This is a genomic window from Vibrio sp. 10N.247.310.23, assembly GCF_041467155.1.
In the GTDB taxonomy this organism is placed as follows: Bacteria; Pseudomonadota; Gammaproteobacteria; order Enterobacterales; family Vibrionaceae; genus Vibrio; species Vibrio crassostreae_C.
On sequence record NZ_JBFSTZ010000004.1, the window covers coordinates 176,453 to 201,413 of the forward strand.

The 24,961-nt window shown below is 45.0% G+C and carries 22 protein-coding genes; 8 read left to right on the forward strand and 14 right to left on the reverse strand.

Annotation, left to right across the window (positions count from 1 at the left end; all coding sequences use genetic code 11):
* Window positions 1–2: 2 nt before the first annotated feature.
* The 5 genes from AB6D93_RS04635 to AB6D93_RS04655 all read right to left on the reverse strand — a co-directional run bounded on the left by AB6D93_RS04635 (window position 3) and on the right by AB6D93_RS04655 (window position 5,371).
* Window positions 3–752 (reverse strand): NRDE family protein, encoded by a 750-nt coding sequence (locus AB6D93_RS04635; RefSeq protein WP_017058882.1) that lies wholly within the window; start codon window positions 750–752, stop codon window positions 3–5.
* A 2-nt stretch (window positions 753–754) separates the two neighbouring features.
* Entirely contained in the window at window positions 755–1,297 is a 543-nt protein-coding gene (locus AB6D93_RS04640) for a hypothetical protein (RefSeq protein ID WP_032546798.1), read from the reverse strand.
* 19 nt (window positions 1,298–1,316) lie between these two features.
* A complete protein-coding gene (locus tag AB6D93_RS04645; RefSeq protein ID WP_102333019.1) occupies window positions 1,317–2,450 on the reverse strand; it encodes an ATP-grasp domain-containing protein in 1,134 nt (377 codons plus the stop codon).
* A complete protein-coding gene (locus AB6D93_RS04650; RefSeq protein ID WP_102333020.1) occupies window positions 2,447–3,034 on the reverse strand; it encodes a DedA family protein in 588 nt (195 codons plus the stop codon). Before AB6D93_RS04650 ends, AB6D93_RS04645 begins: the two co-directional genes overlap by 4 nt.
* 360 nt (window positions 3,035–3,394) lie before the next feature.
* Window positions 3,395–5,371, reverse strand: a complete 1,977-nt coding sequence (locus AB6D93_RS04655; protein WP_102333021.1) for a bifunctional 2',3'-cyclic-nucleotide 2'-phosphodiesterase/3'-nucleotidase — start codon at window positions 5,369–5,371, stop codon at window positions 3,395–3,397.
* Between the two features lie 414 nt (window positions 5,372–5,785).
* Between AB6D93_RS04655 and cysD the strand changes: the two genes are divergently transcribed.
* From cysD to cysC, 4 genes are all read left to right on the forward strand, one after another.
* Entirely contained in the window at window positions 5,786–6,730 is a 945-nt protein-coding gene (gene cysD, locus AB6D93_RS04660; protein WP_226088532.1) for a sulfate adenylyltransferase subunit CysD, read from the forward strand.
* Between the two features lie 18 nt (window positions 6,731–6,748).
* Window positions 6,749–8,179 carry a sulfate adenylyltransferase subunit CysN gene (cysN, locus tag AB6D93_RS04665; protein WP_102333022.1) on the forward strand — a complete coding sequence of 477 codons (1,431 nt, stop codon included), beginning with the start codon at window positions 6,749–6,751 and terminating at the stop codon, window positions 8,177–8,179.
* A 65-nt stretch (window positions 8,180–8,244) separates the two neighbouring features.
* A complete protein-coding gene (locus tag AB6D93_RS04670) occupies window positions 8,245–9,969 on the forward strand; it encodes an SLC13 family permease (RefSeq protein WP_017067554.1) in 1,725 nt (574 codons plus the stop codon).
* Window positions 9,970–9,993: 24 nt separating this feature from the next.
* Complete coding sequence (gene cysC / locus AB6D93_RS04675; RefSeq protein WP_102333023.1) at window positions 9,994–10,614, forward strand: adenylyl-sulfate kinase; 621 nt, start codon at window positions 9,994–9,996, stop codon at window positions 10,612–10,614.
* A gap of 163 nt (window positions 10,615–10,777) precedes the next feature.
* Here cysC and AB6D93_RS04680 read toward each other — a convergent pair whose 3' ends face one another.
* From AB6D93_RS04680 to AB6D93_RS04710, 7 genes are all read right to left on the reverse strand, one after another.
* Complete coding sequence (locus AB6D93_RS04680) at window positions 10,778–11,686, reverse strand: TIGR03899 family protein (RefSeq protein ID WP_017069397.1); 909 nt, start codon at window positions 11,684–11,686, stop codon at window positions 10,778–10,780.
* Window positions 11,687–12,200: 514 nt separating this feature from the next.
* Window positions 12,201–12,716: a DUF3299 domain-containing protein gene (locus tag AB6D93_RS04685; RefSeq protein ID WP_017058892.1), complete on the reverse strand. Its 516-nt coding sequence runs from the start codon at window positions 12,714–12,716 to the stop codon at window positions 12,201–12,203.
* Between the two features lie 14 nt (window positions 12,717–12,730).
* Window positions 12,731–13,990, reverse strand: a complete 1,260-nt coding sequence (locus AB6D93_RS04690; protein WP_102333024.1) for an ABC transporter permease — start codon at window positions 13,988–13,990, stop codon at window positions 12,731–12,733.
* Entirely contained in the window at window positions 13,987–14,703 is a 717-nt protein-coding gene (locus tag AB6D93_RS04695; RefSeq protein ID WP_017058894.1) for an ABC transporter ATP-binding protein, read from the reverse strand. Before AB6D93_RS04695 ends, AB6D93_RS04690 begins: the two co-directional genes overlap by 4 nt.
* 141 nt (window positions 14,704–14,844) lie before the next feature.
* Entirely contained in the window at window positions 14,845–15,528 is a 684-nt protein-coding gene (locus tag AB6D93_RS04700) for a DUF2796 domain-containing protein (RefSeq protein ID WP_102333025.1), read from the reverse strand.
* 40 nt (window positions 15,529–15,568) lie between these two features.
* A complete protein-coding gene (locus AB6D93_RS04705; RefSeq protein WP_017063722.1) occupies window positions 15,569–15,859 on the reverse strand; it encodes a DUF2607 family protein in 291 nt (96 codons plus the stop codon).
* Window positions 15,860–15,950: 91 nt separating this feature from the next.
* Complete coding sequence (locus tag AB6D93_RS04710; protein ID WP_017063723.1) at window positions 15,951–16,502, reverse strand: YtfJ family protein; 552 nt, start codon at window positions 16,500–16,502, stop codon at window positions 15,951–15,953.
* A 253-nt stretch (window positions 16,503–16,755) separates the two neighbouring features.
* Here AB6D93_RS04710 and AB6D93_RS04715 point away from each other — a divergent pair, with 253 nt between their 5' ends.
* Window positions 16,756–16,956, forward strand: a complete 201-nt coding sequence (locus AB6D93_RS04715; protein ID WP_017058898.1) for a DUF1107 family protein — start codon at window positions 16,756–16,758, stop codon at window positions 16,954–16,956.
* A 110-nt stretch (window positions 16,957–17,066) separates the two neighbouring features.
* Here the strand turns inward: AB6D93_RS04715 and msrA are convergent, their stop codons facing one another.
* Entirely contained in the window at window positions 17,067–17,696 is a 630-nt protein-coding gene (gene msrA / locus AB6D93_RS04720) for a peptide-methionine (S)-S-oxide reductase MsrA (protein WP_017058899.1), read from the reverse strand.
* A 195-nt stretch (window positions 17,697–17,891) separates the two neighbouring features.
* Here msrA and AB6D93_RS04725 point away from each other — a divergent pair, with 195 nt between their 5' ends.
* The 3 genes from AB6D93_RS04725 to AB6D93_RS04735 are packed head-to-tail and all read left to right on the forward strand — an operon-like array spanning window position 17,892 to window position 23,734.
* Complete coding sequence (locus AB6D93_RS04725) at window positions 17,892–19,604, forward strand: autotransporter assembly complex family protein (RefSeq protein ID WP_102333026.1); 1,713 nt, start codon at window positions 17,892–17,894, stop codon at window positions 19,602–19,604.
* Window positions 19,601–23,359 (forward strand): translocation/assembly module TamB domain-containing protein, encoded by a 3,759-nt coding sequence (locus AB6D93_RS04730; protein WP_102333027.1) that lies wholly within the window; start codon window positions 19,601–19,603, stop codon window positions 23,357–23,359. The genes AB6D93_RS04725 and AB6D93_RS04730 overlap by 4 nt, the downstream gene beginning before the upstream one ends.
* Before the next feature lie 18 nt (window positions 23,360–23,377).
* Entirely contained in the window at window positions 23,378–23,734 is a 357-nt protein-coding gene (locus tag AB6D93_RS04735; RefSeq protein ID WP_017069403.1) for a gamma-glutamylcyclotransferase, read from the forward strand.
* A gap of 87 nt (window positions 23,735–23,821) precedes the next feature.
* Here AB6D93_RS04735 and fbp read toward each other — a convergent pair whose 3' ends face one another.
* A complete protein-coding gene (gene fbp, locus AB6D93_RS04740; RefSeq protein ID WP_008220458.1) occupies window positions 23,822–24,832 on the reverse strand; it encodes a class 1 fructose-bisphosphatase in 1,011 nt (336 codons plus the stop codon).
* Window positions 24,833–24,961: the final 129 nt, after the last annotated feature.

A 24,961-nucleotide genomic window follows, 5' to 3' on the forward strand; every position in this document is an offset into this window, starting at 1 on the left:
ATCTATAGATTGATTGCGGGTGATAAATCAAAGGTAAAGCGCTGCTGATTTATCTGACATGGTTTAATGGGTTCGCATGGTGAGCCGGGTGCATAAAACATAGAGGCTTGACCATGCAGGTTACGTAAGTGTGTAAAGCTCACGGTATGTGCGTCTTCGCGATGCATACAGGTCGCTAAATGAGGTTGCTCATTGTGATGGTGAGAGTGGAACATCAGTAAGTTCTGTTGATTCTTACCTGCCGCCATGAGCTGATCATATTTTGCTTGTCGGTAGGCTTGCACTCGCTCTAAATCAACACCGGATGAGAAGAGTGGAGAATCAGTGTCGACTATTTTCTGTTGAATACCATCCCACATGTAGGCGATAACCAGACCATTGTGTTGGGTTAGATTGGGCGCGAAAGCTAGCAAGGTAAATGGGGCAAAAGAGTGTAGGTCTAGCTTGTGAAACGCTTCAGATAGCTGACTGATATTACGACTCGATGATAGGTTTTTAAGTAGCAAACCGCGGCTTACTAAAGGACCAACGGGCACTGTGCCTTGATAGTTATTGAGTAGGCATAGCGAAAGCCCGAACTCATTAATACTTATCCAGCTACCGCCGCCAGTTGGGTCGAGTGGCATAATGATATCGACACCGTTGACTCGATATTGTCTGGGTGGCATTGCCAGTGCTCGCGTCTTTTGTTCATCACGATTAAAAAAGACCTGATAACCATTCTCTTCAAGCAGCCAAGATACTGAACACATGATTATTGCTCCCTCAGATAGCTGTTGGTGGTTGGGGCATAACCAAAGGTGTTGCAGGTCTCGACGTCTAGGAAGGTGGTGATCACCTTGATCATCGCGTAATGATGATTGGCATGCAGTGCGGCAAAGGTGACCTCTCTTTCGAGCGTTGAAGGCAGGCTTGCGAACACTTGAGCATCCATCGAAACCTCGGTTTGGATCATGATAGGCGCTTCGAGATCTCGACGGTCTAATCGTTCAAGCCAGTTGATCACATAGTGGATCTCTTTGACTGCAATAGAGCGGTCGTATTCGACAGGATGACCACGACGACGAGTGTTGTAATCAACGGTCGCATTCTCTTTTAAGATTAAGGCGTGAAAAAGATCGAGCGTGTGACGAGTATGCTCACCAATAGAGCTTGTGACGTGCGGCTTTGCTCGTGTCAGATAGTCGCTGTCAGATATCGCTAACAAAAACTCTAGACCCTGATTCAATATCTCTACCGCTCCTTTGATACTAGGAGAGAAAGAAGTGAGGGCGCTCGGTTGGGCTATGGGGTTCATTCATGGTCCTCGTACAAAGTTAGTCAGTGGTCGGATATTGTTGAACAAGACGTCGCTCTTCTTGCCACGCAGCGAATAAGCTCTTGAAAGAAGGAGTCTTATAGCCTCGTTGTTTTTGCTGAGCGCCAATATCAAAAAGAATGCGGTATTGCAGAAGTAGCGTAGAAAATATCTCTCGCAATGGCGTGTTGCGATCCCAGATATGCCCAGCCTCACTGCTGGCGCCATTGACCTCAAGGATAGTGAAATCCTCACCGTTCATTAGGCTGTGCATGTCCTTGAATTTGACGTCGAGTCGACCAAAGTGGAAGCCATCGAAGTCGTCAAATATCTCGTCTAAGCGTTCGGTTAAAGCTTGAGTGATGTATTGGTTGCCGTCTCGGAAGATACAGCCACGGCTATGGCTACCTGCGAACGCGAGTTGGAACTCTTCGCCCTCTGCGAGTACTTGATCCAGTTTATCTTCATGTCTCGGCAGATACAGGTGGCTGAGCTGCCCTGCACGCGGGCTATTTTCAATTAACTGCTTGAGGGTCGAGCTGCCATCACCCACCACCATTGGCGCATATTTGAGTGTGATCGAGATGATCTCGCCTTGCTTTTTGTTTGGGTAACGAACATAGAAAACACCCGCTTCGGCTTGATAAGGCGCCTTTTTCTGCAATAGAAAGCGAGCATTATTTGGGAAAGATTCAACATATTGCTCAAGTTGATCTTGGTTGTTGATCAGCTTAACGCCAACACCTCGACAGCCAAGATCCGGCTTTGCCACGATAGGGAAATCAAGATCCGTTTGTATGAGTGCGCTGCGTGCGTCTTCGGCTTGTTTTTTACTGCCGAGATCCGTTTTGGTTAGGGTTATAAACGGAGAGATCCAACGCTGACTTGAAGATCCGGCAAGGCTCAATATCTCATGTTTTGATTCGCCTACCATGCCGCTTAACTTAATGCTTGGATTGGCGATGAGCGGCAGCGCCCAGTCAAAGTGCCGTAACCCTTGCATCAGGCTTTGAATCACCACTGGCGTGTAGAAGAACCAAGTTGGAAGAAACTCATAAGGAGAGACGCTGCGCACGGTATCTTTTTCAAGCAAAGGCATGCCTGCATTGATTTGATGTGCGGGAATGATGCGAATATCTTGCGGTGAACTCATGATAATCCTCTAGAGTAGGTTCTATTCATTAATCGATTGCCGATAAACAGCAAAGCGATGGCACACGGGATAACGATCCATTGATATTCAGAGGCTTGCAGCCACGCTGATGTCCCTAAATAGTAGATGGCAGAGAAGACAATGCCAGTCCAGAGCGCAGTGGCACTAATCACGGCAAACAAGAAAGTAGGCAGTGGGATGGCGAAAAAGCCACTTAAGGTAAAGCCGACGGTGCGAAGCCCTGGAATAAATCGGATAACAAAAAGGCTGCTGAATGCGTTCTGACGTAATTTGGTACGAAGCGAACGAAAGTACTTATTCGTGAGGGCTTTATATCGAACACCTCGGAAATAACGTCCTGACTTCCCTAAGTAATAAAGACCGAGATCACCCGTGGCAATACCGATGAAAATAGCAAGCAGCGCATATTGAGGAAGTATTAGACCTTGAGTCGCGATACCTGCCGCCGTAACAATCGCAAGATCTTCAAGCAGGTAAGAAAGTGCGATGATGCCAAGCATCAGCCATAGCAGCGACTCCTCCCCTGAATGTAACCATGCTTGAATGCTCTCGACGGTGCTCATCAAATGTCCTTATCTATCCTATAAATGAATGGCTTAACCACCATTCATTGAGTGTAGTAAATTAAATAGACAGGAGGAGCAGATAAAAACTTACAGCTGATTAGTGTTTTTTTGTGTTGGATTCATTCAATTGGTGGTTTGAGTCGTGCTGTTTGACTGCTGTTTGACTGCTGTTTGACTGCTGTTTGACTGCTGTTTGACTGCTGTTTTGAAGCTAAAGGCGTGGCATTTGGAAGCGGGTTGAACGAGAGTTTGTCGTTCGAAAATTAGGGCTTTGGGCTGAACATTTAGAAGAAAAGAAAAAGGCTGAGTCGTAAAACTCAGCCTTTCAGAACGTTAACTATGGATTACTTAAGCAATCTATTTAGTTAGGTCAATCTGGTAAACAGCAAAACCAACATCGTCAGTCGCAACACGTTTCATCGGGTATTGACCCTTCTCTTTGATGAACTCTGCTGCTTTGTCGCTTGGAGATGTTTCAAAGCGGATATCTAGCTTGTTATCCGTTTTGATTGGTGAAAATGACCAATTGTTATCCGCGCTTGGGCTCACTTGACCTTGCTCTTTGCTTACGCGAGAGATGTAGTTTGCAAGAACAGTACGGTTCTCATCTGGTGCATCAAATGCGATGAAGTCTTCACCTGTGCCTGGGAACTTAGCGCTGTATGCACGGTAGTTGTTGGTTGCGATCAGGAAGTCTTGCTTCATGTCGATTGGCTTACCTTGGTAAGTTAGGCCAACAATACGCTGTGAGTCAGGGTTAACCACTTTACAGTTTGCATCGTATTTAGCAGGTTGAGTTACGTCGATTTGGTAATCAACACCGTCGATAACATCGAAGTTGTAAGTACGGAAGTTATCCCACTCAATCAACTGTTGTGGTGCTGTTGAGTTAACATCCACTTGGTTGAACTGACCTGCAGAACACTCAAGCCACTCTTTTACTTCGTGACCTGTTACCTTCATCGCAACTAGCGTGTTCGGGTAAAGGTACAAGTCAGCTGCGTTACGGAATGTCAGTTGACCAGATTCAACCTCAGTGAAGTTCGCTGGGTCATTCTTACGGCCACCAGCTTTGAATGGTGCAGCCGCGGAAAGTACTGGCGTACCATCTAGGTCAGGGTCACCTTGGATGAACTGTTCAACGTAATCTTTCTGTGCAAGGTTAACGATTTGAACTGTTGGATCGTCTTGTACTAGAGACAAGAAGCTGTACATCACATCGTCTGCTTTACCAATCGGTTGGTTAACAAACTCACGAGTACCAGCGTGGTCTTTTTCTAGTGCTGTTACGATGCCTTCATCAGCTGCAGCAAGCGATTTCTTCTCGATTTTGTCGTAGATAGGGCGCGCTTCTGATTGGCCTTTAATCACTTCCCACTTACCGTCTTTTTGTGCAAGTGTTAGATCCATAACACCAACGTGGCTACCCCAACGACCAGGCATTACTGCTGCAACGCCGTTCATTGTGCCCGTTTCGTTGTCGATGCCTTGAATGTCATCAAAACCTTTACCTGGGAAAACTGCGTGAGAGTGGCCGAATGCGATCGCATCGATGCCGTCTACTTCAGATAGGTAGAACGTTGAGTTTTCTTCGCCATTTTTGTATGGGTCAGTTGATACGCCTGAGTGAGGGATAGCAACGATAACTTCAGCGCCTTCCGCTTTCATTTGAGGCACTAGCTCGTTAGCCGTCTCAATGATATCGCGAGCGATCACTTTACCTTCAAGGTTCTTCTTATCCCACGTCATGATTTGTGGTGGAACAAAACCGATGTAACCCACTTTTACTTCGTGCTCTACGCCAGCAGTATCTTCGAACGTGTGTGTCTTGATGATGTAAGGCGTGAAGTAGTGTTTTTTGGTTTCTGCGTCGTAAACGTTAGCACTGATGTATGGGAAATCAGCGTCGTTGATAGATTCTTCTAGGAACTCAAGACCGTAGTTGAATTCGTGGTTACCTAGGTTTGCAGCGTCGTAGCTTAGTTGGTTCATTGCTTTATATGCAGGGTGAACTTCGCCTGCTTCGATGCCTTTGTCTGCCATGTAGTCACCCATTGGGCTACCTTGCAGTAAGTCACCGTTATCAACTAAAACGCTGTTGGTTACTTCGCTTTGAGCTTCTTTTACTAAAGTTGCAGTACGTGCTAAGCCGATTTTTTTCGATGGCTTGTCTTTGTAGTAGTCGTAATCCATTAGGTTGGTATGGATATCCGTCGTTTCTACGACACGTAATTTAATCACTTCATCGGTATCTGGTGTTGTTGTGCAGCCTGCTAAAGTCAAACCAAGACCCGCAAGTACAGCCAATGACAAAGGTTTCATTGCAACTTTCATTTTGTAGCTCCAAAGTGGATAGTAGAAAATTCGTTGCGTAATGTAACAAAACCGAATGAAACAATGATTACAACGAATGTTAATTCGTGACTTAGATCGATTACTTTATGGTGTTCTGCAAGACGCCTCCCAAAGCTGCTCAATCGATGCGCAACTGATATCGATAATATTAGTCCATTCATTTCACCTGCTTATCGATAAATCCAATCCCTTATCAGCTTTTCGAATAAAAAATGAAATTTTAGAATTTCCAGTAATATGAGAGGCTCGTCATAATGCCTATATCAAGGACGTATCAGGCAGATGAATAGCAAGGATAGCTCAAAACGAAGCTTCTGTTTTCTTCTAGTGCCAATACTCCCATTCACTCAAGTGGATGAGTTAAATCCCTTGCTTGGCAAGACCAAGTAATGAATTGCTCGTAACGCGAGCCTTAAAGGAAGCACTGAAATGGACCAAGAACGTTTAACCCACCTAAAACAGCTCGAAGCGGAAAGTATTCATATTATCCGTGAAGTAGCGGCTGAGTTTGATAACCCAGTGATGATGTACTCCATCGGAAAAGATTCTTCTGTGATGCTTCATTTAGCTCGCAAAGCGTTTTATCCAGGCAAGATTCCATTCCCGCTATTGCATGTAGATACGGATTGGAAATTCCGCGAGATGATTGAGTTTCGTGATCGTACGGCTAAAAAGTACGGCTTCGACCTTTTAGTACATAAGAACCCAGAAGGTATTGAGATGGGTTGTAGCCCATTTGTACATGGTTCTTCGAAGCACACTGACATCATGAAAACACAGGGCCTTAAGCAGGCGTTAAACAAGTATGGGTTCGATGCGGCTTTTGGTGGTGCGCGTCGTGATGAAGAAAAATCTCGTGCGAAAGAACGTGTTTATTCTTTCCGTGATAAGAACCATACGTGGGATCCAAAAAACCAGCGTCCAGAGCTTTGGCACACCTACAACGGTCAGGTTAATAAGGGCGAAAGCATTCGTGTCTTCCCGCTATCTAATTGGACTGAGCTCGATATCTGGCAATACATCTATCTAGAGAGCATCGATATTGTTCCACTTTACCTTTCAGACAAACGCCCTGTAGTTGAGCGTGATGGCATGCTGATCATGGTTGATGATGACCGTATGGAGCTGCAAGAAGGTGAAGTGATTGAAGAGAAAAGCGTTCGTTTTCGTACTTTAGGCTGTTACCCATTAACCGGAGCGGTTGAATCTGAGGCGAATACGCTAACGGGCATTATTGAAGAGATGCTGGTGGCGACGTCTAGTGAGCGTCAAGGTCGAGCGATTGACCATGATCAGTCGGGCTCTATGGAGCTGAAAAAGCGCCAAGGTTATTTCTAAGAATCTAAGGAAAGAAAAATGAATAGTGCAGTAGAAGCCGAATTGGCTGAACTAGGGATTGAAGGTTATCTAAGTCAGCATCAGCATAAATCTATGCTTAGATTTTTAACTTGTGGCTCGGTAGATGACGGTAAAAGTACGCTAATCGGTCGCTTACTCCATGATACAAAACAGATTTATGAAGATCAGCTAGCGGCGGTTCACTCGGATAGCCAACGAGTGGGAACGACAGGTGAGAAACCTGATTTGGCACTGCTTGTTGATGGTCTGCAGGCTGAGCGTGAGCAAGGGATCACGATCGATGTGGCTTACCGCTACTTCTCGACTCAAAAACGTAAGTTCATTATTGCTGATACTCCTGGGCATGAGCAGTATACGCGCAACATGGCAACAGGCGCTTCAACGTGTGATCTGGCGGTGATCTTGATTGATGCTCGTAAGGGCGTTCTGGATCAAACACGTCGTCACTCGTTTATCTCTAACCTGCTTGGTTTGAAGCATTTCATCGTTGCTGTAAACAAGATGGATCTCGTGGATTACGCGCAAGATCGTTTTGAAGAAATTCGCGATGAATACCTAGAGTTTGCAGAAAACCTAGAAGGCGAAACCAATATTCAGATCTTGCCAGTATCGGCGCTTGAAGGCATCAACGTTGCTGCACCAAGTAAAGAGCTTGCATGGTTCGAAGGCCCATCTCTGCTAGAAGTGTTAGAGAACGTCGACATTGACCAAAAGCGTTCGGCAGGTGAATTCCGATTCCCAGTTCAGTACGTCAATCGTCCTAACTTAGACTTCCGCGGTTTTGCTGGCACCGTTGCCTCTGGCCGTGTCAGTGTCGGTGATGAAATCAAGGCGCTGCCGTCGGGTAAAACCTCTAAGGTTGCACGCATTGTAACTTTTGATGGTGATTTGGAGTCTGCGCAAGCGGGCTTGGCAGTAACACTGACCCTTGAAGATGAGATTGATATCAGTCGTGGTGATTTGATTGTGCTAGAAAACGCGCAGATTGAATCCACTAACCACGTATTGGCTGACATCGTGTGGATGACAGAGCAACCATTGCAACCGGGCAAAGCTTACGACATCAAGATCGCAGGCAAGAAAACCGTCGGTCAGGTTGAAATAGTTCGCCACCAATATGACATCAACAACCTGTCGACCCACGCTGTCGATGAGTTACCACTGAATGGTATTGGCTTGTGTGAATGGTCTTTGAACGAGACTGTTGCATTGGATAAATACCGTGAGAGTGCGGATACCGGTGGCTTCATCGTTATCGACCGTCTAACCAACGTGACGGTTGGTGCGGGTTTGATTCGAGACCGTTTGGACTCTGTTGAACAGCAAGTCGGTAACTTCTCTGCATTTGAACTTGAGTTCAACGCATTGGTTCGCAAACATTTCCCTCATTGGGATGCCAAAGATCTAAGCCAACTACTGAAGTCATAAACGACCAAGTAACAGCTTATTGAATCAGGCGGAAACCGATCGTTTCCGCCATAAAGGACGAGTATATGTGGCAACAAGGATTTGTATTAGCGATTTTGCTCGGCATCATTACTTGCCTGCTCGTTACCCGTATTAAGCCAAGCTTTATCTTTGCTGGCGCGGCGTTTATTGCTTTTATGGCTGGCATGATCGACTTGTCGAGCTTGGCTAATAACTTCACTAACTCCTCGTTACTGACTTTAATTCTTCTGATCCTCGCATCAAGTGCGTTGGAGAAAACTCGCTTAATCAGCTGGGTTAGCCGCAATATCTCTGAAGGTAGGCTAGGTACCGTGGTTGCGAAGTTGGGTATTTCTACAGCGTTACTTTCTTCTTTTACTAATAACACCGCGGTGGTTGTTTCTTTGATCGGGGCGATCAAACGTAATCAACAGCACGCGCCGTCTAAGTTACTTATCCCTTTGTCATACGCTGCCATCTTAGGTGGCACCCTGACATTGATCGGCACCTCTACCAATTTGATCATCAATAGTTTTGTTGAAGATGCAGGTTTACCGAGCTTAAACTTTTTCACACCTACCTTGATCGGTTTAGCGGTTTTGGTCGGTGGGGTATTGATCCTTATTCCTCTTAGCTATTTTCTACCCAGCTACGATGATGGTTCTCAAGATGATCTGCCTTACTTTCTCGAGGCGCGAGTTGAGCCAGGTTCTCCATTAGTTGGCCGTAGCGTCAGTGAAAATAATCTTAGAGCTCTTAGAAAACTGTTCTTAGCCGAAGTGATTCGAGACGGTAAAACCACCGCGTCGATTGACCCTGATTTTATTCTTCAAGCTCGTGACCGATTGCTGTTTTGTGGTGATGTTGAGAGCGTGGCGACACTGCAAGAAATTCAAGGACTGACTCTGTTTGGTCAGCATCATTTGAATGGCCAGAGCTTTGTTGAAGTGGTGGTGAGTTCGTCGGCAAGCTTCTGTAACAAAACCCTAAAAACCAGCCAATTTAGAGATCGTTTCGATGCGGTTGTGGTTGCTATTCGTCGTGGCCATGAACGCCTAGAAGGTGGGCTAGGGAATATCACATTGACCGCTGGTGATACCTTGATTTTGGTTCCAGGTAAACGCTTTGAAGAACAGCGCCAACAACACAACAAAGAGTTTGTGTTGATGAATGACTTAGATTCGAGTGCCAAGCTTGATGCCGACAAATCGACGTTCGTGTTGCTCGGCTTTGCTAGCGTGATTGGTTTAGCCCTTATCGATGCAGTACCTATTATCAAAGGCTTAGCTGGTTTTCTACTGTTGCTGGTGGCATTTGGCGTGGTGCAACTGGGTGAGCTCCGCCGCCGTTTCCCAGTCGATATTGTGGTGATCGTGGGCTCTGCACTTTCTATTGCTCAACTGATGATTTCATCGGGTTTATCTGAGCGGATGGGGCTGATGTTTATGGAGGCGTTTAATGGCTGGGGCGTATTCGGTGCGTTAGTTGCTACCTACTTTATGACTTTGGTTTTGACAGAGCTGGTGACCAATAATGCGGCTGCAGCACTCTCATTTCCGATTGGCTACAGTATGGCAGTAGGTTATGGCGTTGACCCTATGCCGTTCATCATGGCGGTACTGTTTGGTGCCAGTGCCAGTTTTATCTCTCCATACGGCTACCAAACCAACTTACTTGTTTATAGCGTAGGTAATTACCATTTAACGGATTATCTGCGTATCGGCATTCCAATCTCGATTGTATATTCGGGCTTGGTGCTGACCCTAATTCCTTATTTTTTCCCATTTTAATGCTGTTTATTTAAAGGACTAATTATGACCGCAGTACTCAAACCCAAAGATGAGAATGTTGTGTGGCATCAACACTCGATTGATAAAACATTTCGCGCGGATCTGAAATCACAAAAGCCAGCCGTGCTCTGGTTCACGGGGTTGTCTGGTTCTGGTAAATCGACAGTCGCTGGAGCATTAGAAAATCGTTTGGCACAGCTTGGTTACCATACTTATTTATTGGATGGTGACAATGTGCGTCATGGCTTATGTAGCGACCTTGGCTTCTCTGAGCAAGATCGTCGAGAGAACATCCGTCGTATTGGTGAGCTTGCTAAATTGATGGCAGATGCGGGTTTGATCGTGTTGTCAGCCTTTATTTCTCCGCATCAAGCTGAAAGGCAACTCGTGAGAGATTTATTGCCGGAAGGTGAGTTTCTTGAGGTGTTCGTCAATACGCCATTAGAGGTTTGCGAACAGCGTGATCCTAAAGGTCTGTATAAGAAAGCACGTGCCGGAGAAATCCCGAACTTCACAGGTATTAGTTCAGTGTACGAAGCGCCTCTGAGCCCTGAGATTGATCTACCTGCAGGTGAGAAGACACTCGATGAATTGGTCGAACTGTGTATTGATGCGTTGGAGAAGCGAAATATTTTAGCCAATTGAGATCGTTGGTACGACTAAGGCTGTTCACTTACTTATCGACTTATTCATGACTGATAAGTAGTACAGCCTTGGTTTACCGAGACAAGAAACCTATCCCCTAGATTCTCTTTATTCCTCTTAATACTTCACTTCTTACATCGTCTATTTTAGCTCCGTAGAGTGTCTAGACGGTGTAATTCACGCTGCTTTTCACTTCTGTCTGTACTGTGAATTTCTGGCTCAATAGTGCAATCAGTTGATCGTAATACTGCGTGTTTGGCTTGTTACCGAGCAAGGTACAAAGCTCATTGCCTGTAGGGCTGAATCGGTAGTAAACCAGCTTCACGCCTTTTGATAATGGTGCCAGTGACATGCTCTTACCTTGATAGGTTAGGTGCAGGGCTGGATCGAAATCAATCTCTCCGGATTCTAATTCTGTGCCCAGAATAATCCCGAGCTCTATCAAGTGGAGCAAGCTGGAGTAGGGCAGGTTGTGCCCACCAAGGTTGATGGTGTTGGTGGTGTCCCTTTTGCCAAAGTTGAATAGCCCAGCATGAGATTTAAAGCCGAGTAAGAGCTTTCTGCTGTTATCGCTACCAAAGCTACAACCCAGTGATGCTGCCCTTTGTAGGGTTAACGCTTCTTTTGGTGTCATGTCTTTTAAGATTTGCAGTGCCTTCATCGACGTCGAGCCTGGGTTGGTGACTTCTCGTTTCAGTACTTGAGCCCATAGCCTCTGCATCGATGTATTGTGGATCTCTTGTGCCATGTCGAAGAAACGGTATAACCAGTCCTGATCCGGGTCTCCAGCCGCTTCATCCTTACATGAAGAGTGCGCCAACTTTAGAATCTGTTCTAGGTTCTTTTGGCGAAGCTCTCTACGTTTTTTCTCTCGCAATAGTGCCCGTTCGATAAGCGTACTCTCAGCTTTATCCTTTGGCTTGGCACTATGACTAATTAAGGAATCGAGGCCGAAGCTTTGTGCGATGTGCAGCATTCTGCTGGCACTGTCGGCAATATGAGGCTTTTTCTCATGCTTATGCTGTGTGTCGCTAGCATGCTCAATGATCACTGGCTGTTTGGTTTTTGACATAAGAGTACCGTTAGGAGACGACTCAAAACCAATCGTAGTAAATAATTGCTCAGCCTAGCTTGTTAAAACGCTTGATAACTGCGTTAGAACTTTTGATTGTAGAATAACCACTTATCAAAAAGCTCCGCCTTGTTCTCAAGGCTTTTTCCTACGCTATTTCTGAACACTTACTTATTGTGATTGGTATAACTGTCTAAAATGTAACTCTTTATCTTATTGGTGGCTAGATTTTGCGAGCATAGTTGAAGGTTTCAACAAAATTTTACTTTTGTTAATGATAATAAAATGTTAAATTTGTTGTAATTCTCAAGGAGGAGTTATGAATCAAGTCAATGATAACAAGCTGAAGAAACAGCTTAGTATAGGGTTATTACTCGCGATTTATGTCGCTGTTCTAGCTTACTTATCTAATTACATCGCGTAATTCAGAAGAAAATTATCGTTATTAAACTGTTATTGAATGATCACACTCGTTCAGTGACGGCAGCTCATCCTTGAGCCACCCTTCTAATGACTACATGTCGTCATACTCTTCAATCGCAGTACCTTCAATAAGATAACCGGTTTGCGCTAAGTCATGGCTGATTGACTCAGTTTTCAGCGTTCCGACCAAATAGATCACATCCCATAACTGCTGTATTGGTGCACCTTTCGGGAACTTCACGTAGATGATTTGGTTCGGTGGCGGCGGTGGCACGTGGATACATGCGCCAAAGTACGGTACCAGCAGAAACTCAGTGATCATATTCTCATCACCTTCCAATGGAATCACAAAGCCAGGAATCTTCACTGTGCTGCCATTCAGCTCTGGGCGAACAGCACCAAGTGTCGATTGTTGAGGTTTGTCCATACTATTGTGGTCAACCATCGGCATACCAAATGAATCTAGCTGAGCACGTTCTGATTCTGGAATCAAATCAATCCATTCAAGTGTTAATACCGATTCGTCATTCTGAGTGGTTTCAGCGTGAGCTGTACTGATAAATGGGAACAGAAGTAGCCCAAGTATCAGTAGGAATTTGCGTTGCATCGTAGGTTCCTATTTTAGATTCGAATCGTCATGCCATCAGACAATGACTGGCGGTAAGCCCTGAAAGCGGGAATAAAGCCGATAATGATTCCAGCAACTTGTACCAGCATAAGCAGTTTCCACTCATGCGGTGTGATTGCGGATATCGATATGTTGATACCATAACTTTGTTGCACAATAGGAGCAACCACTGCGATCAGCGCAAACAATACTGCAACACCTAATGTAATGCCAAGGAAGGTTAGCGCACTGGCTTCACTGATCAGTAAACCAAACACATGATGAGGTCTTGCGCCCATCGCACGTAGGATGGCCATCTCTCGGCGCCTTTCTTGCAAGCTAGTGAGTAGGCTACTGAGCATGCCCAATAAACCGGCGACGACAACAAACCCTGAAACAATCAGTAGTGCTTGTTCTGCTACAGCCATCATTCCCCACAATTCGTGAAGCGCAATGCCCGGCATAATGGCGCTTAAAGGTTCTTGGCGGTAGTTATTGATTTCTCGTTGCAGTGCGAAGGTTTGGATCTTCGATTTAAGGCCAACCATCATCGCGGTAATCTGCTTCGGTTGGAAGTCACGTTGCTTTAGCGCTTCAGCATTCGGTGTGTGCCCGAGGTTGGCACCTGATTCCCAGCCAACATGAATTGCTTCGATTGCCTCTAGCGATACGTGTACGGTTTTGTCTACTGGTGTTCCTGTTGGCGCGAGTATTCCCACAATCTTGAAGGGCAGATTATCGTGACGGCTAAACGCAACATCACTGATACCGTGCGCAAGAATGATTTGATCACCTATTTTGTAATCTAGCTTCTTCGCGACGTCGGCACCAATCACTACGTCAAATAGCTGATTAAACTCTTTACCTTGTTGGAAAGTAAGTAATTGCTTACTTCCATAGCGATAGTTTTCAAAGTAACTATGATTTGTACCCATCACACGGAAGCCTTTGTGTGAATCGCCCAATGATATTGGTATCGCCCACTTTACTGCGTTGTGCTGGCTAAATTCTTCATAGCTTTTCCAGTCGATGTTGTTGGTCGCATTACCGATTCTAAATACGGAATAAAGCAGCAGGTTTACCTGACCAGAGCGGCCACCGACGATAAGGTCAGTACCTGAAATCGTATTGGCGAAGCTGCTCTTAGCTTCGGTTCTTACACGTTCCACACCGAGTAATAGAATGACGGATACAGCCACAGTGAGAATAGTTAGAATGGCTGTGGCTTTACGGTTGAGTACGCTTTTTAAGGCTAAGTGAGTAATTACTTTCATACGACAACCTTAGCTTGGTTAACGGTTTTTAAATCTATGGTTCGAGTGAACAACTTTTCTAGTGTTGGATCATGGCTAACAAAGATAAGAGTAGAACCTGCCTGGTTGGCTTGTTCTAACAACAGTTCGATAAAAGCTTCTCGGTTGTCATGATCCAAAGCCGAGGTTGGCTCGTCGGCAATAATGATTTTGGGTTGGCCGATCAAAGCACGAGCGGCAGCAACACGTTGTTGTTGACCGATGCTCAACTCGGTAACGGGCTTGTCCATTAAAGCTTGAGGTAGCTTTAATCGGAGTAACAACTCTCGAGCCGTCTCTTGTAAGCTTTTCTGGCTTTCAGCGACTTGCTGTTTACGAATCTGTGAAAACTGGCAAGGAAGCGTCACGTTATCGATAACTGATAGATAAGGAAGCAGGTTAAATTGTTGGAAAATATAACCAATATGATCGGCTCTGAATTTATCTCTTTGACGAGGTGTAAGCTGAGTGAGGTCTTGATCAAGGATAGAGACTTCTCCTTGCTCAGCTTGGTTGATTCCGGTCAGTAGCCCTAACAAAGTTGATTTTCCACAACCACTTGGCCCTTTAATAAAAAGGTGCTCTTGGGCTTGGATGTGAAGAGAGGGGATCTCTAGCGTTGGTGGTAATTCAGGCTTCCAACGAAAGCTGATATTTTCGAGTTTGACCACAAGTGATGAACTGTCAGAAGACATGCTAGCTCCAATAATTAAAGCGGTGTATCTACTGGACAGTAATTTGAAACATAAATTCCCAGGAACACACCGATTTGAACAGCCAAGTAAGCGATGACTTACCTGGCTGTTTATTTTACGTTTAATCCGATCTAGGAGTGATTAGAATCGGAAACTAATACGCTCTGCGTTAAGCACTTCTTGTACTTGAGCTGTGTCTGTTAGTAGGTTCACCGTCATTTTTTCAGTGTTGCTGAACTTAGAGAACCACTGAGTGCTAACTGTGTCTAGCTTAGCAACATCTGAACATTCATAGTGGTACTCAACAGTGAACTCACCGTGGCCACCTTCTGAGTGATCGTGGTGGTCGTGACCTTCGTGGTCATGGTCTTTGTGGTCATCATGATCGTGTTCAGCGTGGTCATGGTCTTTGTGGTCGTCATGATCGTGTTCAGCGTGATCATGGTCTTTGTGGTCGCCATAACCGTGTTCCGCATGGTCATGGCCTTCATGGTCGTCATGACCGCCTTCTAAGGTGTTTGCTACTGACTTGAACTTCAGAGTACAACTCGCATTGTTAAAACTAAACAGCTCTTCTGGCTTGTTTAATTGTGCGATAGCCTGTTCAAACACTTTCTTCTGTTCTGCAGTTTTTGGAGCATGTTCAAACCCAACCACATCTGCGCCTGGAGCTGTTACTTCAACAAGCAATTCTTGCCCATCTTGCGCGATGTTTACTTCAACTTGGCCATGTACGTGTGCATCATGAGAGCGGAATTCTTCGTTAGCTAGAGCATTTGTAGAGACAGTCATGCCGATAACAACGGCTAAAAAAGTAGGTTTCATGTTTTTTCCTGAATAAAGGTTAATTAAAAAGTAGTGGTAATTAAGCGATATTTACAGGAGGTGAGCGTGCCAAATAAGCGAAATATAGCCGCTGTAGTGAAGTTACTGACTCTGTAATAGCGACAGTAAATTCCGAATGGAACTCTGGAATCTGTGGTAGTGAGTGCGCTGTGATGAACTGATTAAGCGAAAACAGCTCACAATGGTGTGAAGTGTGGTGCTCTGGTGCGATATCCACAATGTGTGTTGCGGCTAACACGCTTAACATGAGCATAAGCCCAAGCAAGAAGCCTGTTTTGCGTTTCACATTGTTGGGTGTGTTTTGCCACATCAGGATGATTAACCACAGAATTAAAAAAAGGATACTGTTATAATATAACAATATCCTTTGGTTAGGTCTCGAAAAAGACGCGAATATCTTATTAAAGGCTCGCTTTAATCAACTCAATGACTTGAGTGACTTCTGATTCGTTTAATGCACCTTCTTTTACAAACAAGATTTTACCTTGCTTGTCTTGAACGATAATCGCAGAGCTTTCTTCTTTTAGAGCCCATGTTGACGCAACGGCGCCGTCTTCATCTAGGACCATAGAAGACCATGGAAATTCTTCTTTGCTGCTTTCGGCAGAGGACTTAACAAAAGACCCAGTACCCCAAATCGCATCATCTTGGTTGATGATAGTGGTGGTTTGGTAGCTGTCTTCTGAGAATTTCGATGCGGTAATGGCTGCCATCAGTGGTGCGTTGAGCTCTTTAGAGCTGCTGCGGCCAGCGATAGCTTGAACGACGCGAACTTTACCTAGAAGATCATTGGTTGCCCAAGCTTGATATCCAGTATTTCCGTCGTTTAGAACAATCTCACCATAGTTACTTACATCGACGGCAGGCAGGGTAGCGCCTACTGATAGGTTGTGAGCATTGGCGAAGAGTGGAGAGGCTGCGGCTAGAAAAGCCAGTAGAGTTTTGTTTTTCATTATATTTTTGTTCCGCTTATTGGTTTGCACAGGAAGTATAATATGAAATTTGAAAAATGCCTCTTTAACTTTTTTATCGTACGACGTAGAAAGAAGTTGCAGGCTTGTTACCAAAAGGTATAATGCATCAATATCAAGATGAACAATAGATTATCTTGCTGTTTGCTAAAGGAATTAGCGATTAAATGTGCTTTGAACAGCGACGCTGTTCAGGTATGTGACTGTAGTACTCAAATGGAATTGAGGTTGTATTATGTTAAGAAAATTTTCTACTTACCGTCCACGTCAGGTGGCGCGTTTCGTTAAAGTCCTGTTCAAAGGCCAATTTGCTATTGAAGGTGTTGGAGAGTTTCGCTTCGACCAAGGCAAGGTGCTACTTCCTGAAGTTTCAGACAAACAAAAGCTCACTATTTTTAAAGAAGTTAACGGCACCATTGCAGCGTTGCCGGTGTAACTGAGCTTTATCGATTTGTCTTGCACCGAATAGATTAACAATGAAAAGGGCTTCCTGATGGAAGCCCTTTTTTTAATGGATGTTGTTCTAGCTTGTATGCCTAACGCACATTATTGCGGAGGGAAGCAGACACCCGTACCGCCCAACCCGCAATACCCATTCGGATTTTTAGCTAGGTATTGCTGGTGGTAGGTTTCTGCGAAAAAATATTTTCCAGCAGGCAGAACTTCCGTCGTGATCTCGTTGCCTAAAGATTCAGTCATTGCTCGTTGATATTCACGTTTAGAGTGCTCAGCGATAGATTGTTGTTCTTCACTGAAGGTGTAAATCGCAGAACGGTACTGAGTCCCTAAATCGTTGCCTTGGCGCATCCCTTGAGTTGGGTCATGACGCTCCCAAAAGGTTTCAAGTATTCGAGCTAGAGAGGTTTGTTCACTATCAAATATGACACGAACGACCTCGGTATGGCCGGTTTGCCCAGTACATACTTGTTCATAAGTGGGATTAACTGTGTATCCGCCAGCGTAACCAACGGATGTTGAAATAACGCCATCCAATTGCCAAAACAAACGCTCAGCTCCCCAGAAGCACCCCATACCAAACAGGACTTCTTGTTGAGAGCCCGTGGGTGCATCGAGCAGGTCGGTTTGATTGACGAAATGGCGCTCAGTGATTCGAATTGGGTCAGCATTTCCCGGTAGTGCGGTTGCTGCAGAAACCAGTTGTTGTTTGTTTAGCATGTTATATTCCTTTTCGCATACGTTTACCGCGCTGGCTTTTATTTAACGTGGGTTCATATTAACTGTTGGTCAATATTGAATAAGTCTTTAAATTAGACCGTGTTATTCCAGGATTTATTACAGACTCAATGCCTATTTAGCGGTATTATTTCTTTTCACTTATTAACGTATTGATAACTTCTTCACCAATTAAACATGATAAGAAAAACTTTACCAGTTCTGATTGGCACTCTATTGTCATCGACGCTTGCTTTCGCTGACGTTTCCCTTGAAATCAAAGGGCTAGATGGAGCGCTTGAGGATAATGTTGATGCTTATCTGAGTGCGATCCCTGAAGAAGAGTATTCGGTTTCACTAAGATTCCAATCCCGCTTGGAATCTATGATTAAAGAAGCCCTGAATGCGTTAGGCTACTACCACCCTAAAATCACATTTACTCACTCCGAAGATGATACCGAAATGACCGTTACGGTTGAGCCGGGAGAGCCTGTTGTTATTTATACTTCAGATATCGTTCTAACTGGTGAAGCCAAGGATGACCCAGACTTTTTAGCCTTGATAGCGAAGAGTAGCTTGTCTAAAGGTTCGACTCTGAATCATGGTAATTATGACTCTTTGAAATCGTCGATCCGCAACCTTGGCTTAGCGAAAGGCTACTTCGATGGTGCTTATGATCTTAGTAAGCTAGAAGTCGTTCCTGAATTGAACCGCGCTTATGTTCGTCTTCATTATAACAGTGGTATCCGCTATCACTTTGGTACTACTCAGGTTACTGGTAGCCAGATAGAAGAAGATAAGGTGCAGTCACTTAAACCATTTGAGGATGGCGAACCTTACTCAATCACCAAAGTCGGTGAGTACAACCAAAACCTGTCCAATACGGATTGGTTCTCCTCGGTATTTGTTGAACCAGATTTAAGCCAGTTAGGCGAAGGCCGAGAGATCCCGATGAAGGTTAGCCTTGCTCCGCAAGCTCGTAACCAAATCGAAACGGGTATCGGTGTATCCACCGACCTTGGCGTAAAAGGCACTCTGAAGTGGAAAAAACCTTGGGTTAATGAACAAGGCCATAGCTTCAATAGCAGCCTGTCGATTTCTAAACCTGAACAGACGATTACCGCTACCTATAAAATCCCTCTGGATGACGTGCTGAACGACTACTATCAAGTTAAGTACGGTATGAAAAACTTGGATAATCGTGATACCAAGAGTTTGGAGTCAAACTTAGCGCTAGAAAGATATTGGCGACTGGATAACGGTTGGCAACGCACGGTCTTCATTCGATACTTGGTCGAAAACTATGAGCAAGGTTTGCAGGATGATTTAGCGCAATTTGTGCTGCCGGGTATCTCTTTCTCACGCACTCGAACGCGAGGCGGTTCGATGCCGATGTGGGGCGATAAACAAACCATTATGGTTGAAGCGGGTGATGATACCTTGTTATCTGAAACTAAGGTTGTTCGTTTTCAAGGTCAAACCGCTTGGATTCGAAGCATTGGCGACAATCACCGAGGCTTAACTCGACTTCAATTTGGCGGCAACTTTGCCGACGAGTTTGATAAGCTATCTCCCTCCCTAAGATTCTTTGCTGGTGGTGACAATAGCATTCGTGGTTATGGTTATGAGTCGATCTCTCCTCGAGATGAAAGTGGCGCACTAACGGGTGCCAAATTCATTGCAACCAGCTCGTTTGAATACCAATACCGCTTGGTTGGAAACTGGTGGGGCGCAGCATTCTACGACATTGGTGATGCATTTAATGACAAACCCGAATGGAAACACGGCACCGGCGTCGGTGTTCGTTGGGCGTCACCTGTTGGTCCAGTGAGTTTAGATTTTGCTTGGGGTCTAGATGCAGAAAAAGGTGATGAGTTCCAGTTACACTTTAGTTTAGGGCCAGAATTATGATCAAAGTGATGGGCAAGTACATCAAGTGGACGTCGATCTCATTGACGTCTATTTTGCTGTTGTTGATAGCCTTGCTAGGTTTTGTTTTGTTCACCAATCCAGGGTTGAACACTGTGTTGTGGGGCGCTGAAAAAGCGTTGCCACAGCTTAAAGTGGAAAGCACTAAAGGGGCTCTGTTCCCGAGCTTTACGCTTAATAATGTTCAGTTTAAAGATGACAGCCTGCATATAGACACCAAAGTTCAAAAGCTGAACTTGGCGATTAATCCTCGCTGTCTGCTCGACCCTAAGTTGTGTGTCGATCGTTTAGCGATTCAAGGATTGGACTTCGCATTTACTGAACTGCCTCCGGCCTCTACAGAAGAAACAGAACCTACTCCGCCCGTAACATCGGTAAAAACACCGTTGCCAATCGTAATCAACCGTATCGCTTTGTCTGATATCAAGTTGAATATCTTAGGGCATGAAATTGAATGGAGCTTGTTCTCTACGGCTTTGAGTATGCAGGGCGAAAAGCTAACTGTATCGCCAACCTTATTCAATGATCTTAAGGTTAAACTCGCGGAGTCGACAGAAGAACCGCAAGCAGAAAAGGTTGAGCCAAAAGCTGCCGTTAAAACGGCTATCGAATTGCCGGAAGTCTGGATTCCTCTGCAGGTTGTATTGGAGCGTTTTGACCTCAACCGTTTCACCTTAGAACAAGAAACACCAATCGTTGTTAACCACCTTGGGCTAGAAGCTCGCGCGGGCAAACACACGGTTGATGTTTCAACTCTCGAACTCGATATGCCACAAGCAAGCGCCAATCTAACCACGAAGGTTGAGCTCAAGGGCGGTTACCCGCTAGAACTTTCTTTGGATGCGTTGGTGAAAGAAACCGACCTTGTTGGGCAGAAGTTGTCCCTGAAAGCACAAGGCAGCGTGGCTAAGCTAAACCTAGACTCCCAATTTTCTGAGCTGATTGAGGCAAAGTTGTCTGGGGATATTCAACCCTTAGAACCGACTCTGCCATTTGACCTTCTTTTAGAGGGCGGACAAGCACAGTGGCCCCTTACCGGAAAAAGCGATTACCAAGCGACAATTGAGCAATTTAAAGCTGATGGCTCACTAGATGGTTTTAATGTTCTTCTTAAAGGTGAAGCCGATGGTAAGGAAATCCCTGAATTAGCCATCGATCTACAGGGTAAAGGCACGACGGAACAAATTGTTCTCGAGCGTCTAAAGCTCAACACGCTAGGCGGTGAGCTTAACGGTGTCGTTAAAGCGAACTGGAAGAGTCTCGTTAACTGGCAAGCTGACGTGACACTCAAAGATATTCAACCGGGTCTGCAGTGGCCAGAAGCTGAGGGCAACATTAGTGGAAACATCGTCACCTCAGGTGAGTTGACGGAAGCGGGCGGCTGGGCGATTGAACTGCCTAAATTGGATATTGAAGGGATCTTGCGAGAATACCCTCTGGATATCGAAGGTCAGTTGTCAGCGTCGGATCGCAGCGCGAGCGGTGAACCAAAACTGAAAACCAGTGGTTTGAGCTTAGCTCACGGTGTTAACTCGATTAAGGCTCAGGGTGAGCTTGATAAGAAATGGGACATGGGTGTTGAGATTCACTTCCCTGAGCTTGTAAAAAGCGTCCCTGATTTGAAAGGTAAAGTGATTGGTAACATCCAGCTCAGTGGTCCAACGAAAAAGCCTGAAGTCGATCTCGCTCTAAATGTGGATAAGGTAGATTGGAATAACGAAGCAACACTAGAATCCTTGTCGCTTAATGGTTCTGTGGTTCCTCTGCCATTGCCTGAAGCTCAAGCTGATCTTGAATTAAAAGCTAACAACCTAACCTATCAAGATCAGAGCGTAAAAAGCATTGATCTCACGGTGAGTGGTGGTGAGAAGAAACACACAGTGACACTTGATGTGATATCCGACATCGTGTCTACAAGCTTAGCTATTTCCGGAGAGTTGATTCAAAAGCCTTCTCTTATTTGGTATGGATCGTTAGACAGAGTCAAAATCACCACTCAGCAAGGTCCTTGGGTGTTAGATCAACCTGTCGCGATAAATGCGGATGTTGATAAACAGTTTGCCGATGTTCAAGCGCACTGTTGGAAACAATCGGGTTCGAGCGTGTGTTTGGATGAAGACGTTCGTGTCGGAAAATCGGGTGAGGCCAAGGTAGCCATCAATCAATTCGATTTCGAGCAGATTAAAGCCTTTGTGCCTAAAGAGACGCAATTACAGGGCTTAGTCAATGCGACTGCTCATGCAAAGTGGTCTGAACAAGATGAGCCTGAAGTCACGGTAAGCGTTGATATGCCGAAAGGTCAGGTTGTTCAACAAGTGGGTGAGCCAATCACACTGGGTTGGGAAAGCGTTGCATTGAATGCCCAACTGAAAGACAACAAACTGGATGCCGATTTTAAGTTGGATGTTTCCGACAATGGTGACCTGTCTGGCACGGTGTCGTTACCGGATATTCTTGCCGAAGACAAAATGGTCGATGCGGCAATTAAGCTGACCACGTTCCATCTTGATTTCTTACAACCAATTCTAGGTGAATACAGCTTATTGAAAGCCGACCTTGAGAGTGATCTTCAAGTTAAAGGCTCTCTGATGCACCCTCAAGTCTTTGGTCAATTCTCTGTTGATGGTATTCAAGTCAAAGGCGATGTTACGCCTGTTGATGTGAAAGATGGCCGCATCGACCTCGACTTTGATGGTTATAGTGCAAAACTGGATGCGAATGTCGAAACACCTGATGGTCACCTTGATATTGAGGGAACCGGAGATTGGCAAGATCTTAAAGCATGGCATTCGAACGTTAGAGTTTTCGCTGATGAGTTGATGGTTGATATCCCACCGATGGTTAAGGTGAAGGTCGTACCTGATATGACTATTGATGTCACACCAGATCTGGCGAAAATCACCGGTGATATTGCATTACCATGGGGACGAATTGTTGTTGAAGATTTACCACCGTCAGCGGTTGGCGTCTCTTCTGATCAGGTTATTTTGAATAAAGATCTAGAGCCAGAAAACGAAGATACGATTCCATTCAATGTGATGACGAATATTAATATCTCCATTGGTGATGACTTTAAACTGTCTGCCTTCGGTCTTGAAGGTGATTTGGTCGGTAAGCTCAACGTGGCTCAAAAAGACCAAGGTCCATTTATTACAGGTGAAGTGAACATCGTCGATGGTACTTATCAATCATTCGGGCAAGACCTCTTGATCGAAGAGGGTAAGATCCTAATGAATGGACCACCGGATCAGCCATACGTAGCCATCAACGCGATTCGTAATCCTGATAATACTCAGGATGACGTGACCGCTGGTATTCGAGTGACTGGCCCTGCGACAGAGCCTACCATCGAGATTTATTCTGACCCAGCGATGCCACAAGCGAACGCACTGTCTTATATTTTGCGTGGCCAAGATATCGACGGTGAGTCGAGCGGTTCGATGACAACGACTTTAATCGGTTTGAGTTTAGCGAAGAGTGGTAAGGTTGTTGGTGAAATCGGTGAAGCCTTTGGTGTAAAGGACTTGCAACTGGATACTGCAGGCTCTGGCGATGACTCTCAAGTGACGGTAAGTGGTTACATCCTGCCTGGCTTACAGGTGAAGTATGGTGTGGGTATCTTTAACTCGTTAGGTGAGTTTACCGTTCGTTATAGATTGATGCAGGATCTCTATGTTGAAGCTGTTTCTGGCCTAGACAGTGCTGTGGATCTTCTCTATCAATTTGAGTTCGAGTAGAGCCGTATGGGAGGGCATATGCAGCATCTTGTTTTTGTCTATGGAACCTTGAGGCAAGGTCAGTCCAATCACCATTATTTGCAGGGCTGCGATTTATTAGGGCAGTTTGATACACCTAAGGAATACGCACTTTTTGATTTAGGTGCCTATCCGGCGATGATTTTGGGAAAGAAAAGTGTCGCTGGTGAGGTCTATATCATTAACGACGAAATTTTAGAGTCGCTCGATCGGCTAGAAGATGTTCCTGTTGAGTATCGTCGCGAGCAAATAGAGACTATATTTGGATTAGCATGGGTATATTTGTATCAGCTTGATCTAACAGCTAATAAAGAAATACTTTCGGGTAACTGGTGTCAGCGGAACAATGATTCCTAACTAGTTAATCACCTTACGAGACAACAAAAAGCCAGCACTGAGGTGCTGGCTTTTTAATAGCGTTAGTTTGAGAATGAAATGAGAGGGTTACTCAGGGTTCAGCTCAAGAAACTCTTCTACTTTACGTACCATTTTTGTTGAACCAACGAAGAAAGGCACACGTTGGTGTAGCTCAGTTGGTTTGATATCCATGATACGCTGTGCACCGTCTGATGCAATACCGCCAGCTTGCTCCATAAGGAAAGCAATAGGGTTGCATTCATAAAGCAAACGCAATTTACCTTGAGGGTGGCTCTCTGTACTTGGGTATAAGTAGATGCCGCCTTTTAGCAAGTTACGGTGGAAATCAGACACAAGAGAACCAATGTAACGTGACGTGTAAGGGCGGTTATCGCTTGGCTCGCTTTCCTGACAGTATTTGATGTACTTCTTAACACCGGTTGGGAAGCGGATGTAGTTACCTTCGTTGATCGAGTAGATCTTGCCTTCGTCTGGAATCATCATGTTTTCATGAGATAGACAGAAAGTACCCAGAGATGGATCGTAGGTGAAACCATTTACGCCAGCACCAGTTGTGTATACAAGCATGGTTGAAGAACCGTAAATCACGTAACCCGCGGCTACTTGCTTGTGTCCGGGCTGTAAGAAATCTTCTTGTGTTGGTGGTGTACCGATCGGTGATACTCGACGGTAGATAGAGAAAATTGTACCAACCGATACATTTACATCGATGTTTGATGAGCCATCTAGTGGATCCATCAGTACAACGTATTTTGCGTTTTTGTTGAGCTCTTTATTGAAGGCGACAGCTTCGTCTTCTTCTTCACTTGCAACACCACAAACTTGGTCACGGGCTTCTAGAGCCGCTTTAAATTTGTCGTTCGCGTAAAGGTCTAGCTTTTGCTGCTCTTCACCTTGCACGTTGTCTGTACCAACAGCGCCAGTGATGTCGACTAGGCCAGCCTTGTTGATCTCACGGTTAACAATTTTTGCAGCAAGTCGAATAGACGACAAAAGGGATGATAGATCACCGCTTGCATGGGGGAAGTCACTCTGTTTCTCAACAATGAACTCACCAAGGGTGCGCATCTCAGACATGTTATTTCCTTAAACTTCTCTCAATATTAGGGGGGATTTGAGCACTGTAGATTCGGCCTCTTGAGTGGGCTTTATTCATCTAGACGCTTACCTAAATTCTAAAGGTTAGATCTTTTTAATGGTAATGAA

Excerpts from the sequence above, each read along its gene's own strand:
- msrA (WP_017058899.1), bottom strand. The coding sequence starts at position 17,696 with ATGCTAAACAAACAACAACTGGTTTCTGCAGCAACCGCACTACCGGGA.
- AB6D93_RS04645 (WP_102333019.1), bottom strand. The coding sequence starts at position 2,450 with ATGAGTTCACCGCAAGATATTCGCATCATTCCCGCACATCAAATCAAT.
- AB6D93_RS04685 (WP_017058892.1), bottom strand. The coding sequence starts at position 12,716 with ATGCAACGCAAATTCCTACTGATACTTGGGCTACTTCTGTTCCCATTT.
- AB6D93_RS04695 (WP_017058894.1), bottom strand. The coding sequence starts at position 14,703 with ATGTCTTCTGACAGTTCATCACTTGTGGTCAAACTCGAAAATATCAGC.
- fbp (WP_008220458.1), bottom strand. The coding sequence starts at position 24,832 with ATGTCTGAGATGCGCACCCTTGGTGAGTTCATTGTTGAGAAACAGAGT.
- cysN (WP_102333022.1), top strand. The coding sequence starts at position 6,749 with ATGAATAGTGCAGTAGAAGCCGAATTGGCTGAACTAGGGATTGAAGGT.
- AB6D93_RS04730 (WP_102333027.1), top strand. The coding sequence starts at position 19,601 with ATGATCAAAGTGATGGGCAAGTACATCAAGTGGACGTCGATCTCATTG.
- AB6D93_RS04690 (WP_102333024.1), bottom strand. The coding sequence starts at position 13,990 with ATGAAAGTAATTACTCACTTAGCCTTAAAAAGCGTACTCAACCGTAAA.
- AB6D93_RS04715 (WP_017058898.1), top strand. The coding sequence starts at position 16,756 with ATGTTAAGAAAATTTTCTACTTACCGTCCACGTCAGGTGGCGCGTTTC.
- AB6D93_RS04650 (WP_102333020.1), bottom strand. The coding sequence starts at position 3,034 with ATGAGCACCGTCGAGAGCATTCAAGCATGGTTACATTCAGGGGAGGAG.
- AB6D93_RS04735 (WP_017069403.1), top strand. The coding sequence starts at position 23,378 with ATGCAGCATCTTGTTTTTGTCTATGGAACCTTGAGGCAAGGTCAGTCC.
- AB6D93_RS04680 (WP_017069397.1), bottom strand. The coding sequence starts at position 11,686 with ATGTCAAAAACCAAACAGCCAGTGATCATTGAGCATGCTAGCGACACA.
- AB6D93_RS04700 (WP_102333025.1), bottom strand. The coding sequence starts at position 15,528 with ATGAAACCTACTTTTTTAGCCGTTGTTATCGGCATGACTGTCTCTACA.
- AB6D93_RS04710 (WP_017063723.1), bottom strand. The coding sequence starts at position 16,502 with ATGAAAAACAAAACTCTACTGGCTTTTCTAGCCGCAGCCTCTCCACTC.
- AB6D93_RS04670 (WP_017067554.1), top strand. The coding sequence starts at position 8,245 with ATGTGGCAACAAGGATTTGTATTAGCGATTTTGCTCGGCATCATTACT.
- AB6D93_RS04635 (WP_017058882.1), bottom strand. The coding sequence starts at position 752 with ATGTGTTCAGTATCTTGGCTGCTTGAAGAGAATGGTTATCAGGTCTTT.
- AB6D93_RS04640 (WP_032546798.1), bottom strand. The coding sequence starts at position 1,297 with ATGAACCCCATAGCCCAACCGAGCGCCCTCACTTCTTTCTCTCCTAGT.
- AB6D93_RS04705 (WP_017063722.1), bottom strand. The coding sequence starts at position 15,859 with ATGTGGCAAAACACACCCAACAATGTGAAACGCAAAACAGGCTTCTTG.
- cysC (WP_102333023.1), top strand. The coding sequence starts at position 9,994 with ATGACCGCAGTACTCAAACCCAAAGATGAGAATGTTGTGTGGCATCAA.
- AB6D93_RS04655 (WP_102333021.1), bottom strand. The coding sequence starts at position 5,371 with ATGAAAGTTGCAATGAAACCTTTGTCATTGGCTGTACTTGCGGGTCTT.
- AB6D93_RS04725 (WP_102333026.1), top strand. The coding sequence starts at position 17,892 with ATGATAAGAAAAACTTTACCAGTTCTGATTGGCACTCTATTGTCATCG.